Source organism: Candidatus Izimaplasma bacterium HR1 (genome assembly GCA_000755705.1).
Lineage (GTDB): Bacteria > Bacillota_I > Bacilli_A > Izemoplasmatales > Izemoplasmataceae > Xianfuyuplasma.
Genome location: CP009415.1, coordinates 1,315,380 through 1,330,146, shown reverse-complemented (window position 1 = coordinate 1,330,146; position 14,767 = coordinate 1,315,380). Strand labels below are relative to the sequence as shown.

The window sequence follows — 14,767 nt, the reverse complement described above, 5'->3', positions numbered from 1 at the left end:
TGTTATCTCCTTTCGTAGATAGAGAAGTTTAGTTCTCCTATGATATTTTCCATAATTTTATTATATTTTTCATAATTAATTGTCTTAAAGAATACATCTCCCTCATATTCTTTATCGATATGAGTTATATATAATCTATCAGCTATATCTAAGGTTAAATCATAAATGATTTTACCACCAATAATAAAGATTTCCTTATCTTTAGGATAGTTTTTTAGATATTTGATGATATCATTTGTCGTTTCAACACCAGGATAAGTATAATCACTTAAAGTAGCTATTACACTCGTTCTGTTAGGTAATGGTTTATCGATATACGAAAGAATTGACTTGAATGTTTCCTCTCCCATAATCACGGTTTGATTAGTTGTTGTTTTTTTGAAGTATTTCATATCTTCTTTATAGTGCCAAGGAAGTTTATTTCCTTTACCGATAACGTTGTTCTTACCGATGGCAACGATTAGATTAACCATTAGACACTTACCTTACCTTTTATTAAAGGATGAGGATTATATCCAACTAATTCAAAGTCTTCATATCTGAATTGCTCGATGTTTTTGATATTTGAATTAATCTTCATTGTTGGTAATGCTCTAATATCTCTTGATAGTTGTAAATCTACTTGTTCTAAGTGATCCTTATAAATATGTGCATCTCCTAAAGTATGAACAAAGTCCCCATATTCTAAATCGCAAACTTGAGCTATCATCATTGTTAATAATGCATAACTTGCAATATTAAAAGGAATACCCAAAAATGTATCGGCACTTCTTTGATATAATTGACAAGACAATTTATTGTTATTAACATAAAAATGAAACATCATATGGCATGGCGGTAATGCCATGTCAGGGATTAATGGTGGATTCCATGCATTTACAATTAATCTTCTACTAGAAGGATTTGTTTTAATCATTTCGATTACTTCAGCTAACTGATCAACAAAACGTCCGTCAGGACCTTCAAAATGACGCCATTGCCTACCATAAACCGGTCCAAGTTCTCCGTATTTCTTAGCAAAAGTTTCATCGCTTTTTATCATAGCTACAAATTCTTTTAAAGTTTCACCTTTATAATCAGGACTGTCTTTAAAATCACGATATGGCCATTCATTCCAAATACGAACATTGTTTTCAACTAAGTATTTAATGTTTGTATCACCTTTAATAAACCAAAGCAATTCATGAATAATTGACTTTAAGTGAACTTTTTTAGTTGTTAGTAATGGAAACCCATCTTGTAAGTTAAAACGCATTTGATATCCAAAGGTTGAGATTGTACCAGTACCAGTACGATCTGTCTTTAATTCGCCATTATCTAGTATATGTTGTAATAGTTCTAAATACTGTTTCATAGTCTCACTCCTTGTCTCCTCTGATTCTTTTTACTAATTGCTTTAAAAAGACTGCGATAGCAAAAATGATCGGTATTGTTGGAGTGAAAGGACCTGCCCAGAATAAAACCCATGCAACCGCACCACCAAAATACCAACTATCACTCGTTACAATTCCAAAGAACCCAAGGGCCCAAACCGGAATGTAAAATATAAGTGCAGCAATTAAAATATATATAAACATATCTTTTACAAATATGTTTTCTTTAAGCCATTTCTTCATAATTATCACCATGTGTTTCTAGACTAAAACAATTATACCAAATTACACTATATATTTAAATATATATTACTATAAATAGCAAAAAAAGTGCTTTCGCACTTTTTTCTAGGGAAGTCGATATGACTTTGTTATTCTTTTTTAGTATTTATAAATGTAATCTTTTCAGCAATTACTTCGCCATAGCTAAATGTTTTACCCTCGTCATATTCAAAATACCTTTGAGCTAGTCTTGCTTTGACACCTATAACACTACCTTTTTTACAGTAATTTACGGTGTTTTCAGCAATTCCAGTCCACAGTGTACACTTAATAAAATCAGTGTCGTATTCACCAGTTTCAGCATTTTTATAGGGACGTTGTATTGCCATAGTAATTGTCGTAACTTTTCTTCCATCATCTAAAGTTCTTAATTCAGGATCATAAACTAATCTACCTACTAGTATAATTTGATTTAACATAATACCTCCTTTGTTATTTAGAGTATAGTACTTATGAGGAGAATATCTAAATTCTAAAAAAGGGCTATAGGTAAACAAAAAACCAGGATTTTAGAAAATCACTGGTTTTTATTTGTTATTTGATTGTTTTACTGTAATTACTCAATACTTTTTATCAAATTTTTAAGAAATTACAAATTAGAAACTAATTTCAACGTCTTTACGTTTTGAAATTTCTGCTTCAAAGAATTCTTTTTTAGTCATATGAATCGCATTAGCTACAAAGCTTGTAGGGAATGTAACGATACTTGAGTTAATTGTTGAAACATTTGAGTTATAAAGTCTTCTTGCAGCTTGTAAATGTTCTTCTACGTCAGTAATGTTTCTTTGTAAGTTTAAGAACGACTTTTCTGCTTTTAATTCAGGATAAGCTTCAACTTGAACATTGATACCTGATTGAACTGCATCCATTTTGCCCATAAACTCTTGTTTTTCTTGTAGTGTAAGGCTTTTAGGTAATCCTGCACGCCATTTAGTAACATTTTCAAATGTTTCTGCTTCATGTTTAGCATAACCTTTAACTGCTCCAACTAATTTAGTTAGTACATCAAAACGTTTTGTAAGTGCAACGTCAATTCCACTTTCTGCTTCGTTTACTTTTACTTCTAATTGACGTAAACGATTCATTGTTGCTATGTACCATAATCCCACTACTACAACTAATCCGATAACGACAAATAATACTATTAAAAAACCATCCATTTTACTTCACTCCTTATTTTTTATTGAAAAATTGAATTATTTAATTTTAATTCTATGATAACATCTTTGATTACTAAAAGGTCTCTTTCAAACTCAGCAAATACTGTGTTATCTAGTTTTCTAAACATCTTTAGTTCGAAAGTATCGATGAAATTATTTATACCGATATAAAGCATATTATCGATAAAAGAGAAATAAATCTTTCCTCTATTCTTCTTTTCAAAGTTTAATAATGCTTCCATAAAATGTGGTGTTAACACATAGAATGCACTATGTTCACTTGTTGAATATGTTTTGAATTTTTTATTAAACTGAACACTTTCCAATTTCACTTTTTTGTACTTACGATTGACTGTTGGTCTTGCACCTTCTAAGACTTGTAAGTATCCATCAAATGATTTGTTAAACTCAAAGACGAATAATCTTCCTAGGAAGTATGTTTCGTAATAAGTCTCTGTCCCGTTTTTAGTATGTCGAACATGTCTTTCTTCAAGTTTAACATCACTTGAAACAAAGTTGACATCTTCCATGCTTCCACTTAAGAAATCTTCACTGTGATAACGATCGGCTCTTTTCAGGAACTCTGAAGAATATACTTGAGTTTGAGATAAACCAAAGTGTGGATCGTATTTTCCATTATCAACTAAACTCTCCATTAAGCCAGAAATAACTTCTACTTTAAAGGTTTTAGATAGCTTTTGGAAATCATTAGCACCTAATCCTGCAAACACTCCACCAACAATAACACCAATTATTAGAATAATAAATCCATAATCTTGTCCTATCAGTAAACCAAGAGCACCGATAAGGATTATTGCTGCACCAATTATGATTCTTTTCTCAGCTTTCTTTTTTCTTTCTACGTATTTCTCTAAATCATTTACCATTTCTAATCACCCTCATAATATTATACTATTTATCATTTCTATTATAAACTATTCTACATTATACAATAAAAATGGCTTAAATAAAAGGTAGATGATAGTTTTTTACTTAAATTTTCGAGTTACTTCAACTGCTTTTAACCAGTTATTATACAAAGTATTTCTTTTCTCCTCATTCATATTTGGTTTAAAAGTTTTATCTAATGATGTCAGATTTTTAATTTCAGCAATATCTTTAAAGAAATTTGTAGCTAAACCACTCATATAAGCAGCCCCTAAAGCAGTTGTTTCATTGATTTTAGGTCTGAGGATTTCAATATCTAAAATATCACTTTGAAATTGCATCAAAAAGTTGTTTTTTGCAGCTCCACCATCAACTTTTAAAAATGTAGGCGCGATTTTTGATTCCTTACTCATAACATTGATAATGTCTTTAGTTTGATAAGCTAGACTTTCCAAAGTAGCTCTTGTGATATGTGCTTTGTTTGTTCCTCTAGTTAAGCCAAAGATTGCACCTTTAGCTTCAGTGTCCCAGTATGGTGTTCCTAACCCAACAAAAGCGGGGACTAAAACAACTCCGTAATTGTCATCAACACTAGTAGCTAATGCTTCACTCTCACTGGAATCCATAAAGAAATCAAGTTGATCTCTTAACCACTGGATTGCACTACCAGCAACAAAAACACTTCCTTCTAATGCATATGTTGTTACACCATCAATTGTGTAAGCTATTGTTGTTAAAAGACCTTTAGAACTTAAAGTTGGGGTTGTTCCGGTATTCATTAACATAAAACAACCAGTACCATAAGTGTTTTTAATGCTACCTTCTTCCAAGCAAAGTTGTCCGAATAATGCAGATTGTTGATCTCCTAAAATACCAGCTATTGGTATCTCTGCACCGAAGAATGTTTGTCTTGCGGTAATTCCAAATACACTATTTGAATCACATACCTCAGGTAAGATATTAGGATTGATTCCTAGTAATTCTAATATTTCTAAATCCCATTTCTTTTCAAAGATATTAAAAAGTAATGTTCTTGAGGCGTTTGTATAATCTGTTTTATGGACTTTATTCCCACTCAACTTATATAAAAGCCAAGTATCAACAGTCCCAAACATTAGATTACCTTCATCCATCAGCTGTTTTGCACCAGCTACATTATCTAAAACCCATTTAATCTTAGTAGCACTAAAGTAAGGGTCGATTAAAAGACCAGTTTTTTGTTTAAAGAAATCATTTAATCCTTTTTCCTTTAATTCATCACAAATATCGTTACTTTGCTTACTTTGCCATACGATAGCCTTATATATTGGTTTACCATTTCGTTTATCCCAAAGAATAGTTGTTTCTCTTTGGTTAGTAATTCCAATACTAGAAACCTCTTCTGGTAAGATTTCTGCGGTTAATAGACTTTCTGCTAAAGTACTAAGAACTGTACTCCAAATGTCGTAAGCGTTCTGTTCAACGTAGTTTTCCTTTTCGTATATCATTTCTATCTCACGTTGACTTGATGATACGATTTCACCTTTTCTATTAAAAACAATAGTTCTAGATGACGTTGTTCCTTGATCGATTGCAATTACGTATTTTTTCAAATTAATCACCTCTATTACTTAATATTTTAACAAATTTCTATGAAATAATAAACTATTTATATCGTTTATGTTATAATATTGACTAGAGGGGTGGTATTTATGAAAAAAGAGTTCAAACTTCAAGATCCTTACGAGCACGAAATTCATACTTACTTATGGGAAACAACAGAAAAACCAAAAGGTGTTGTCCAGTTGATTCATGGTGCTGCAGAATATGCTGATAGATATCATGAATTCGCAGAATACTTGAATAATATGGGTTATCATGTAATTGGTAATGACCATTTAGGACACGGGAAAACTTCTACTAACTTAGATTACGTATATTTTGAATCTACAATTGGTTTCCACCAATTATATGAAGGTATAAAAACCGTTCGTGATTACATTGAAGAGAACTATCCAAAACTACCTGTGATAATGTTTGCACATTCAATGGGTTCTTTTATTGGAAGATATTCAATTTTACATGATCATAAACGATACGATCAAGCAATATTTAGTGGTACTGGTTTGTTTGAGCCAATATCATTAACTTATGGACGTATTATCGCAAAAGTTATATCAATGATTAAAGGCGATAAATACGTAAGTAATTTCTTTAATCATAGTGTTCTTGATAGTCATATAAGAAGTATGAAAAAGAACGGAATTATTAATAAAAGAATTGAATGGATTAGTGACGATGTCCAAATCCAAAGAGATTTTAAAGAAAACAAATATTGTGGTATGCCTTTTACAATCGGTGCTCAATTAGATGTTTTAAGATTTATCCCTGAAATCCAAAATAAGCGAATGATTAAAGATAGTGCTAGTGCTACTGCCATTTTCTTTATATCTGGAGATTTAGATGGTTTAGGACATTACGGGATTGATGCTAAAAAATTATATAACATGTATCACGATTGTGGTTATTCAAACGTTAAATATACCGTATTGAATAATACTCGTCATGAGATTGTAAATGCTCAAGACAAAATTGCTCATTACAAACTAATTGGCGACTGGATTACAAGAAACTTATAGTAAATAAAAAAAAGCGATGAAATCATCGCTTTTTGTTTGGATTAACAGTGAATGTTGTATATGATTCTTTATTCTTTAGAAACTTAACCGATTCTTTAACATCTTCAAAGGTAATTGCTTTTGCGATATGTAGTATATCAAACAAAGATGCATTTTGAAAATGATATTTAGTGAATTGGTTTGCGATATACTCTAAACTATTAAGGGCAGTAATGAAACCACCGACAATTTGTTTTTTAGCTCTTGTGAAATGAAATTCACTAAGTTCATTTACATTTGCATTTATTAGAATATTTTTCATCTCTTTATAAAAATCTTCAGGGTTATTAGTGTTACCACCAAATAATAAGAAACCATAAGACTCTTCCAAAGTAATATCTAAACCGAAAGTATCATTCAAAAGTTCCTTCTTTAGCAAATCCTGATAATTGTTGCTTGATTTACCTAGTAACATATCTAAAAGTATTGAATATGTTAGTTCCTTCTTTATGATGTCTTCAGTATTATAATCAGTTGCTCCTAGTTTGACAGATAGTAAAGTATTTGCGATTAGAACTTCTTGATCTTTAGATCCATTAGCTTCATTCACTTTTACATCTTCGATTATGTGATTTAAGGTAACATCTTTTTTATCTATTACAGGTGCATTTGATTTTATTACTTCTAATACCTCATCTAAATCATAGTTACCTGTAACAAACATAATCATGTTAGATGGGTTATAAAACGCACTGTGGACATCATCTAACATTTCTTTATTAATTGTTCCGATTGATTCAACAGTACCTAAGATATCATTTCTAACCGGATGATTGTTAAACATATTTCTAATCGAACCCATATAAAGAACTGTGTTAGGGTCATCTTCATACATTCTTATTTCTTGTTCGATGATTCCTAGTTCACTTTTAATTCCTTCTTCTGTGAAGATTGGGTTAAACACTAAGTTTAACAATGTTTCAATATTTTTATTTAAGTTATCAGTACAGTGGAAAAGGTAAGTAGTTCTTGTGTTCATTGTATAAGCATTTACTTGGGCGTCATTAAGGGCAAATTTCTCACTTAAATCAAATCCTTCTTTATCAAATAATTTATGTTCCAAAAAGTGAGCAATTCCTAAGGGAATTGTTTTTTTAGTTCCATTAACTTGATAATCAGTAACGTTCGACCCTAGTGGGGTTGATATCGTTACATAGGTTTTATTGAAACCTTTTTTTGGTAAGAAGTAAATTTGTAGCCCATTAGATAATTCTTCACAGTACAGTGTTTCATTTATATCGGCAAAGTTAATTGTTTTCATGATTATCATTCCTTAAAAGATAAGTGATATCTCTAGTGATTAATTGTCCTAAATCTGCTAGTTGCTCTTTAGTGACATCGTTGACTTTACGGATTAATTCATCCAGGTTAAGTTTTTTATCAAATAACGATAAAGAATTTAATCTTGAAATTAATGAATTACCGTTATCAAATGATTGTAGTAAACCACTAATGATACCTTTTTTAGCTATTGTAAGGAATTTATCTTCATAGTTTTTGGTTACTATATTATTTATTACATTGCCAACTTCTTCTACGACTGCACCATAGTGGTCTTGATTTATACCACTGTAAATCATAAATGAACCTTTGTTTTGATCGTAAGCACTACCTATAAAATAAACTAAACTTAAGTCTTCTCTAATTTTCTTAAATAGGAGACTTTCTGGCCCACCACCGATTAAAGTATTTAAAACAATTGCCTGATAGTATTCATCAGTACTGTAATAAACAGGAAATTGATAACCGATAACTAATTTAGCTTGACTAACATTTTGACTTTCAATGATAACTTCATGATCTCTTAGAGGTTTTTCTGTATTATCGATTAATACTAGGTTGTTTGCTCTTGGTTTAAAGTTTAACTCTTTATTAATCATTGTCTTGATTTCATCTGCGTTGATATCACCAACGATATTGATATTGATTGTATCATTATTAATCATATCATTGTAAGCTTCAATACATTCTTCTAGAGTTAGAGTTTCAAGTTCTTCTTCATTACCGTAAGCATCGATATTATAAAGTTCACCCTTATACATGCTATTGAGAGCTTCCTTAACAGAGTAACGCATTTTATTAGCATAAACACCTTTGAAGTACTCATTTAATAAACGTTTTTCCTCATTAAAGATTTCTTCATTGAATTGAGGATTGAAAATAATCTCTTTTAGGAAATCAATTCCTTTCAAAAACAGGTCTTCATTATTAAAAGTGTATTTATTATTAATAATTGAAAGATCAAAAGTAATTATTTGCGTTAAACCAACTTTTTTAATTCCTGCGCCAAAACCAGCACTATACATATCTTCTAAAGCTATCTGTAAGCTTGAACGTGTTGGGTAAATTGTTGTGATAGATTTCAAAAGGTATGGTAAAAGCGCTCTTCTTGTTGTATTTTCCTTAGTTAAGTGGTTTGCGAAAGTAATTTCTACTCTTGTTGTTTTGAACTTCTTTGTCTCTAAGATATTAATGTTGAAGTTATCTTGTTTTATGTGTTTTATTTTCATGGTTATCATCCTAAAAAAGTGCTTAAAGCACTTTTTATTTTATTTTTGTTATTTAGCTAATCCTAAAGCAATATCCATCATTTTAGTAAAAGCATTTTGTCTTTCTTCTGAAGTTGTTTCTTGTTGTGTTACTAGGTTATCTGAAACTGTTAGTAAGCAAGCAGCTTTTTTTCCAAGGACTTTAGCATTATGGAATAATGCGAATGATTCCATTTCTACTGCGATTGCATTTTTCTCTTTGAAGATTTTTTGTCCAACTGTACGGTCTTCTCTATAGAATACATCACTTGAATGAATTGTTCCTTTTGTAACTGGGATATTCAATTCCTTAGCAACTACTAATAATTCTTCATTTAATGTTTCATCAGGGAATGTATATTCTCCTGTTTCAACACCTGATTGCGTTTCAGGATAAGTTGATTCGCTCCAAGCTCTATCAACTAGTAATACATCATAAAGATCTAAGTCAGCAGTATATGCTCCACAACTACCAATTCTAACAATGTTTTCAACACCATAGAATTTGTATAGCTCGTATGAGTAAATTCCAATACTTGGCATTCCCATACCGCTACCCATTACTGAGATTGTTTTACCATTATAAGTACCTGTGAAACCTAACATTCCTCGAACATTGTTGAATTGAACAACGTTTTCTAAATATGTATCAGCGATAAATTTTGCACGAAGTGGATCTCCGGGCATTAAGACTGTTTTAGCGATTACGCCTTCTTTTGCTTCTATATGTGCTGTAGCCATTTGTAATTCCTCCTCTTAATAATCTGAATCAGAAACTTTACCTTGAACTAGTTTAACTCCACTTGAAGTACCAATTCTTGTAGCTCCTGCTTCTACCATTTTTTCGACATCTTCAAAGCTTCTAACTCCACCTGAAGCTTTTACTTGTTTATCTTTTGCAACTTCTTTCATGATTTTAACATCTTCAATTAAAGCTCCACCAGTTCCAAAACCAGTTGAAGTTTTAACAAAATCAGCACCAGCTTTAATACAAGCTTCACTTGCTAATCTAATTTCTTCTTTAGTTAAGTAACAAGTTTCTAAGATAACTTTTAGAGTTAAATTACCACATGCTTCTTTAACTGATTTTACTTCATTATAAATGAAGTCATAGTCTTGCATTTTAACTTTACCAACGTTTAAAACCATATCGATTTCGTTAGCTCCGTTGTTAATTGCATCTTTTGCTTCGTAAACTTTAACAGCTGATGTATTAGCTCCTAAAGGGAATCCGATAACAGTACATACTAAAACGTCGGTACCTTTCAATTCTTTAGCAGCTTTAGCTACCCAAAACGGGTTAACGCAAACGCTCTTGAAGTCGAACTCTTTTGCCTCTTCTAATAATTTGTTTAATTCTGTGTCTGTTCCAAATGCTTTTAAATAAGTGTGATCAATTAGTTTGTTGATTTTCATATAAACCAATCCTTTCAAATAGTTTTAGATATGTTTTTAGGAAAATTCCTACTGTAATAGCAAATATTAATGTACCTACGCCAATTTTACCATAACCGATTCCAGCTATTCGACCTAAAATAAAGGCTATAAGCACTGCAGTTAATTCCATTATAACACGAGTTGGGACTAAACTTTTTAATTTTAACTTATGAACTACTGCAAGATTAAATTCATCAAATACTCCTGCTGGATAGTTAGAGATTAATAAGAATGCACCACCTAGTGGTAGTAATGTGATACCTAATGTAAAGTAGAGGATTTGCACCGTAAATATTTCAGCAACTGTCTTTGCATCAACTAAATAGATAAACAAATCAATTAGTGGACCAACGATTAAAACGGGAATCCACATTAATAGATATTTAAAATCTCTATTTAAGATTATTACCATTATCATAAAGAATGTAGCTACTATAATGGTTGCCATTCCAAACGAAATATTAAATAGATGTTCCATACTATAGTGTAAAGTATCCCAACTACTATTTCCAATATCACTTTTTAACATTAAAGTGACACTGAAAGCAATCAAAACCATTCCTATAACATATTTTATTATCCTTGATATACTTAGTTCCTTTAATATTTTCTTACCCATTGTTTTTTACCTTTAGTACTTTTAAGAAAAACTGTAATGTTGGACCAATAGTAAAGGCAAAGATTATTGAACCAAAACTTACTACGCCAATATGTCCTTCTGTTTGAAAAAAAGTTAGATAACCTATGATAGATCCAATTGTTAATCCAGTGATTTCAATTATAAGTCTTGTAACTTGAAAACTCTTTTTAGTAATTTCACTCATCATAAAGGTCCATTCTTCAAAAACAAATGCAGGGAAATTTGATTTAACAATAAACGATAGCCCTAGAGGAATTGCAATAATTCCTAGAAAATAAAAAAGAACTTGGATGATTATGACTGATTCGATATAGTTATCAAAAACAATAATATTCCAAAAGTCGATGACCGAACCCATTAAGAAAATGGGAATAAGCATAAACAGAAATACTATATCTTTTCGATAAATAAGAACCGCAAGCATAATTATTGTACTTGTTAAAGCTGAAACCATACCGATTGTAACCCATTCTAAATGTAAAACATTGTTAAATAAGTAACGACCATTAATAGTAACAGTATCCCAAGCACCAACACCAAGATCTGCGCTATTCATAAAGTTAACACCTAATCCAATAATAACGAAACCGAGTAAATAGAATGTGATGTTTTTTAATGAAAACTCTATTTTTCTACCTTTCATAAAATATACCTCCTAAAATATATCGTTGTTAAGTCAATTTTAGGGGACTTTTATTACTCCTAACCATATTATAGGATTAACGACCATTCTAATTGTACAAAATTTAATAGAAAAATCAAGTCTAATGTTCATTATAGTTTATTTTGCAAACATTTGGTTTGTGAGGAAGTTATATTATAAAAATATAGTATATAAAAAAGGTCTAAAATTTAGACCTTTTTAATTATTATTTTAAAACATCAGTACAGCGTTCACATAAACCATCATGAGTATGCTCTACAACTTGCCAACATCTATCACAAGTTTCACCATCTGCTTTAACAACATCAATACTTAATTCATTGAACTCATATTCACCTTTTCCTTCTTTCATTTCAAACTGGGAAACGATGAAGATTTGTCCTAAATTAGCATTTAAGTTTTCTAGTAATTCTTTAGTATCACCGGTAGGATAAAGCGTTAGTTTTGCGTTAAATGATTTACCGATTACTTGTTTATTACGAGCTTCTTCCAAAGCTTTTAAAACATTATCTCTAATATTCATAAACTTGTCATATTTTTGAAGTAATCCTTCACTACCTAAATCATTAACTTCTGGCATATCTTCTAAATACATATTTTTAAACTCTTGATATGGTAAATGAAGGTATGTTTCATGAGTTGTATGTGGTAGGTACGGAGTTAATAGTTTTAATAATGAAAGTAATGCTTCATACAATACTGATTGAACACTTCTTCTTTGTAAGTCATCAGCTTTAACGATATATAAGATATCTTTTGTGAAATCTAAGTAAAATGCACTTAGTTCTCTTGTCACAAAGTTAGTGATTTCTCTATATACTGCATCAAATTCAAAGTGATCATAACGGTATAAACATTCTTTAACTAAATTATTTACTTTAATAGTCATATATTGATCCACTTCAGGACGTTTTTCAAATGGAACTGTGTCAGTAAGAGGATTGAAGTCTTTGATGTTTCCTAACATAAAGCGGAATGTGTTTCTGATTTTACGATAACTCTCAGAAACTTGTTTCATCATATCATTAGAAATTCTAACATCACTTTGGTAATCAACACTAGCTACCCATAAACGTAAGATATCAGCACCCATTTGTTTGATGATTTTAAGAGGATCGATAACATTACCTAATGATTTAGACATTTTGCGCCCATCACCATCAAGCACGAAACCATGTGTTAAACATGTTTTGTAAGGTGATTTACCCATATGAGCTACACCAGTTGATAAACTTGAATTAAACCAACCACGATATTGATCACTACCTTCTAAGTATAAATCACTTGGATAAGGAAGACCAAAGTCACTCATTCCACCTTGGTGAGATGTTCCACTATCGAACCAAACATCTAAGATATCTGTTTCTTTAGTGAATTCACCATTAGGTGAAGCTTCATTTGTATAACCACTTGGTAATAGCTCTTTAGCTGTTCTTAAGTACCATGCGTTAGTACCTTCTTTTTCAAAGATATTGGCAACATGATTGATTACATTTTTATCAAGGATTTCAGTTCCGTCTTCGTTATAGAAGACAGGAATTGGAACTCCCCAAGTTCTTTGACGGCTAATACACCATGCTTTACGGTCTTTAACCATGTTTTCCATTCTTATTTCTCCCCATTTAGGGTACCAGGTAATTTCTTTAATCTCTTTAATCATATCATCTTTTAATGATTCGATACTAGCAAACCATTGTGCAGTTGCACGGAAGATAACAGGTTTTTTAGTACGCCAATCATGAGGGTAACTATGAGTAATCCAAACTAGTTTTAATAAATAACCCATTTCATCTAAATCTGCAACAACAGATTTATTACAAACTTCAATGAATTGTCCTTCGTATTTACCAGCTTCTGCGGTCATATGACCTTTACCATCAACAGGACATAAAGTTTCAAGTCCGTAATTTTGTCCAATCATAAAGTCATCTTCCCCGTGTCCTGGAGCAGTGTGAACTAAACCAGTTCCACCCTCAGTACTTACGTGGTGTCCTAAAACTACAGGACTGATTCTATCATATAAAGGATGTTTATAAGTCATGTTTTCTAATTCACGACCTTTAACTTCTTTTACTGTTTCAACTTTTTCCCATTCAAATAGTTTAGTAAGCTCTTCTAATAATTCAGTTGCTACTAAGTAGATTTCCTTGTCATCAACTTTAACAAATGAATAAAGCATTTGCTCACCAACAGCAATTGCTAAGTTAGCAGGGATTGTCCAAGGTGTTGTAGTCCAGATAATGTACTTAAAGTCAAAATCAACTAAACCTAGTTTTTCAACTGCGTCCATAGCAACATAAATAGAAGCATCTTTTTTATCATGATACTCGATTTCGGCTTCTGCTAGTGCAGTTTCACTTGAAGGACTCCAGAAAATTGGTTTTTTACCTTTAAAGATTAAACCTTTTTCTACCATATCAGCAAAAACTCTGATTTGTGAAGCTTCATACTTAGGTTGTAAAGTTATATATGGGTTATCCCATTCACCTAATATCCCTAAACGTTTAAACTGTGTGCGTTGTTTATCTACTTGCTCTTTAGCATATTCTTCGCACATCTTTCTAAATTCTACTTTGTCAATTAAATTACGATTTACTTTTTTAGTTTTCACTAAAGCAGTTTCAATTGGTAACCCGTGTGTATCCCACCCAGGTACATATCTTGTATAATATCCTCGCATTGCCTTATAACGAACAACAAAATCTTTTAATGTTTTATTCAAAGCATGTCCGATATGGATATTACCATTAGCGTATGGAGGACCATCATGAAGAACGTATTCCTTATTTCCCTCATTTTTCTTTAATCTTTCATTATAAAGATCAAGATCATTCCATGCTGCTTGCATTAATGGTTCATTATTTCCTAGATTACCTCTCATTTTAAAGTCGGTTCTAGGCATATGCAAAGTTTCTTTGTAGTCTTTACTCATTTTACTCACTCCTTTTTGATATAAAAAAAGCTCATCCTTAAATATAAGGACGAACTATAATAATCCGCGGTACCACCTTAGTTTCTAGTTACCTAGACACTTAACTCTTTAAGGCAGAGATACCTAAAATCTTACTTGATTCAGATTTTAACTCAGAGGTGATATATAAAACAATTATTTATCCAAGTTCTCAGCATTCTTGGTCT

The 14,767-nt window shown here is 31.2% G+C and carries 15 protein-coding genes and 1 other annotated feature (1 of these 16 running past the window's edge); of the genes, 1 reads left to right on the top strand and 14 read right to left on the bottom strand.

Translation table 11 applies throughout. The features are described 5' to 3' along the window. Nucleotides 1–2: 2 nt before the first annotated feature. The 7 genes from KQ51_RS06405 to glpK all read right to left on the bottom strand — a co-directional run bounded on the left by KQ51_RS06405 (nt 3) and on the right by glpK (nt 5,295). Complete coding sequence (locus tag KQ51_RS06405) at nt 3–473, bottom strand: dihydrofolate reductase (protein WP_038470387.1); 471 nt, start codon at nt 471–473, stop codon at nt 3–5. Next, entirely contained in the window at nt 473–1,354 is an 882-nt protein-coding gene (gene thyA / locus KQ51_RS06400; protein WP_038470384.1) for a thymidylate synthase, read from the bottom strand. The genes KQ51_RS06405 and thyA overlap by 1 nt, the downstream gene beginning before the upstream one ends. A 4-nt stretch (nt 1,355–1,358) precedes the next feature. Then, nucleotides 1,359–1,616, bottom strand: a complete 258-nt coding sequence (locus KQ51_RS06395; protein WP_038470382.1) for a hypothetical protein — start codon at nt 1,614–1,616, stop codon at nt 1,359–1,361. A gap of 128 nt (nt 1,617–1,744) precedes the next feature. Continuing rightward, complete coding sequence (locus tag KQ51_RS06390; protein ID WP_038470379.1) at nt 1,745–2,074, bottom strand: single-stranded DNA-binding protein; 330 nt, start codon at nt 2,072–2,074, stop codon at nt 1,745–1,747. A 177-nt stretch (nt 2,075–2,251) separates the two neighbouring features. Continuing rightward, nucleotides 2,252–2,815 carry a LemA family protein gene (locus KQ51_RS06385; protein WP_038470376.1) on the bottom strand — a complete coding sequence of 188 codons (564 nt, stop codon included), beginning with the start codon at nt 2,813–2,815 and terminating at the stop codon, nt 2,252–2,254. A gap of 20 nt (nt 2,816–2,835) precedes the next feature. After that, nucleotides 2,836–3,702 carry a DUF3137 domain-containing protein gene (locus tag KQ51_RS06380; protein ID WP_038470372.1) on the bottom strand — a complete coding sequence of 289 codons (867 nt, stop codon included), beginning with the start codon at nt 3,700–3,702 and terminating at the stop codon, nt 2,836–2,838. A 102-nt stretch (nt 3,703–3,804) separates the two neighbouring features. Next, nucleotides 3,805–5,295: a glycerol kinase GlpK gene (gene glpK / locus KQ51_RS06375; protein ID WP_038470369.1), complete on the bottom strand. Its 1,491-nt coding sequence runs from the start codon at nt 5,293–5,295 to the stop codon at nt 3,805–3,807. Between the two features lie 99 nt (nt 5,296–5,394). Between glpK and KQ51_RS09460 the strand changes: the two genes are divergently transcribed. After that, on the top strand, nt 5,395–6,321 hold the full coding sequence (locus tag KQ51_RS09460; protein WP_052609293.1) for an alpha/beta fold hydrolase: 927 nt from the start codon (nt 5,395–5,397) through the stop codon (nt 6,319–6,321). A gap of 22 nt (nt 6,322–6,343) precedes the next feature. Here the strand turns inward: KQ51_RS09460 and yfmH are convergent, their stop codons facing one another. From yfmH to ileS, 7 genes are all read right to left on the bottom strand, one after another. Then, nucleotides 6,344–7,621, bottom strand: a complete 1,278-nt coding sequence (gene yfmH, locus KQ51_RS06365; protein WP_038470366.1) for an EF-P 5-aminopentanol modification-associated protein YfmH — start codon at nt 7,619–7,621, stop codon at nt 6,344–6,346. Next, the gene (gene yfmF, locus KQ51_RS06360; RefSeq protein WP_038470363.1) at nt 7,608–8,870 is read right to left on the bottom strand and encodes an EF-P 5-aminopentanol modification-associated protein YfmF; all 1,263 of its coding nucleotides are present in this window, start codon (nt 8,868–8,870) and stop codon (nt 7,608–7,610) included. Before yfmF ends, yfmH begins: the two co-directional genes overlap by 14 nt. A 48-nt stretch (nt 8,871–8,918) precedes the next feature. Next, nucleotides 8,919–9,629 (bottom strand): purine-nucleoside phosphorylase, encoded by a 711-nt coding sequence (deoD, locus tag KQ51_RS06355; RefSeq protein WP_038470360.1) that lies wholly within the window; start codon nt 9,627–9,629, stop codon nt 8,919–8,921. A gap of 15 nt (nt 9,630–9,644) precedes the next feature. Further along, on the bottom strand, nt 9,645–10,304 hold the full coding sequence (gene deoC, locus KQ51_RS06350; RefSeq protein WP_038470357.1) for a deoxyribose-phosphate aldolase: 660 nt from the start codon (nt 10,302–10,304) through the stop codon (nt 9,645–9,647). Next, on the bottom strand, nt 10,282–10,944 hold the full coding sequence (locus tag KQ51_RS06345) for a YczE/YyaS/YitT family protein (protein WP_038470354.1): 663 nt from the start codon (nt 10,942–10,944) through the stop codon (nt 10,282–10,284). The genes deoC and KQ51_RS06345 overlap by 23 nt, the downstream gene beginning before the upstream one ends. Further along, entirely contained in the window at nt 10,937–11,608 is a 672-nt protein-coding gene (locus tag KQ51_RS06340; RefSeq protein WP_038470350.1) for a YczE/YyaS/YitT family protein, read from the bottom strand. The genes KQ51_RS06345 and KQ51_RS06340 overlap by 8 nt, the downstream gene beginning before the upstream one ends. 226 nt (nt 11,609–11,834) lie before the next feature. Beyond that, a complete protein-coding gene (ileS, locus tag KQ51_RS06335; protein WP_038470347.1) occupies nt 11,835–14,561 on the bottom strand; it encodes an isoleucine--tRNA ligase in 2,727 nt (908 codons plus the stop codon). Between the two features lie 42 nt (nt 14,562–14,603). Beyond that, nucleotides 14,604–14,767, bottom strand: a binding site (T-box leader) (it continues 48 nt past the right edge of the window).

Coding starts and splice junctions, on each gene's coding strand:
- KQ51_RS06405 (WP_038470387.1), bottom strand. CDS start 473: ATGGTTAATCTAATCGTTGCCATCGGTAAGAACAACGTTATCGGTAAA.
- thyA (WP_038470384.1), bottom strand. CDS start 1,354: ATGAAACAGTATTTAGAACTATTACAACATATACTAGATAATGGCGAA.
- KQ51_RS06395 (WP_038470382.1), bottom strand. CDS start 1,616: ATGAAGAAATGGCTTAAAGAAAACATATTTGTAAAAGATATGTTTATA.
- KQ51_RS06390 (WP_038470379.1), bottom strand. CDS start 2,074: ATGTTAAATCAAATTATACTAGTAGGTAGATTAGTTTATGATCCTGAA.
- KQ51_RS06385 (WP_038470376.1), bottom strand. CDS start 2,815: ATGGATGGTTTTTTAATAGTATTATTTGTCGTTATCGGATTAGTTGTA.
- KQ51_RS06380 (WP_038470372.1), bottom strand. CDS start 3,702: ATGGTAAATGATTTAGAGAAATACGTAGAAAGAAAAAAGAAAGCTGAG.
- KQ51_RS09460 (WP_052609293.1), top strand. CDS start 5,395: ATGAAAAAAGAGTTCAAACTTCAAGATCCTTACGAGCACGAAATTCAT.
- yfmH (WP_038470366.1), bottom strand. CDS start 7,621: ATGAAAACAATTAACTTTGCCGATATAAATGAAACACTGTACTGTGAA.
- yfmF (WP_038470363.1), bottom strand. CDS start 8,870: ATGAAAATAAAACACATAAAACAAGATAACTTCAACATTAATATCTTA.
- deoD (WP_038470360.1), bottom strand. CDS start 9,629: ATGGCTACAGCACATATAGAAGCAAAAGAAGGCGTAATCGCTAAAACA.
- deoC (WP_038470357.1), bottom strand. CDS start 10,304: ATGAAAATCAACAAACTAATTGATCACACTTATTTAAAAGCATTTGGA.
- KQ51_RS06345 (WP_038470354.1), bottom strand. CDS start 10,944: ATGGGTAAGAAAATATTAAAGGAACTAAGTATATCAAGGATAATAAAA.
- KQ51_RS06340 (WP_038470350.1), bottom strand. CDS start 11,608: ATGAAAGGTAGAAAAATAGAGTTTTCATTAAAAAACATCACATTCTAT.
- ileS (WP_038470347.1), bottom strand. CDS start 14,561: ATGAGTAAAGACTACAAAGAAACTTTGCATATGCCTAGAACCGACTTT.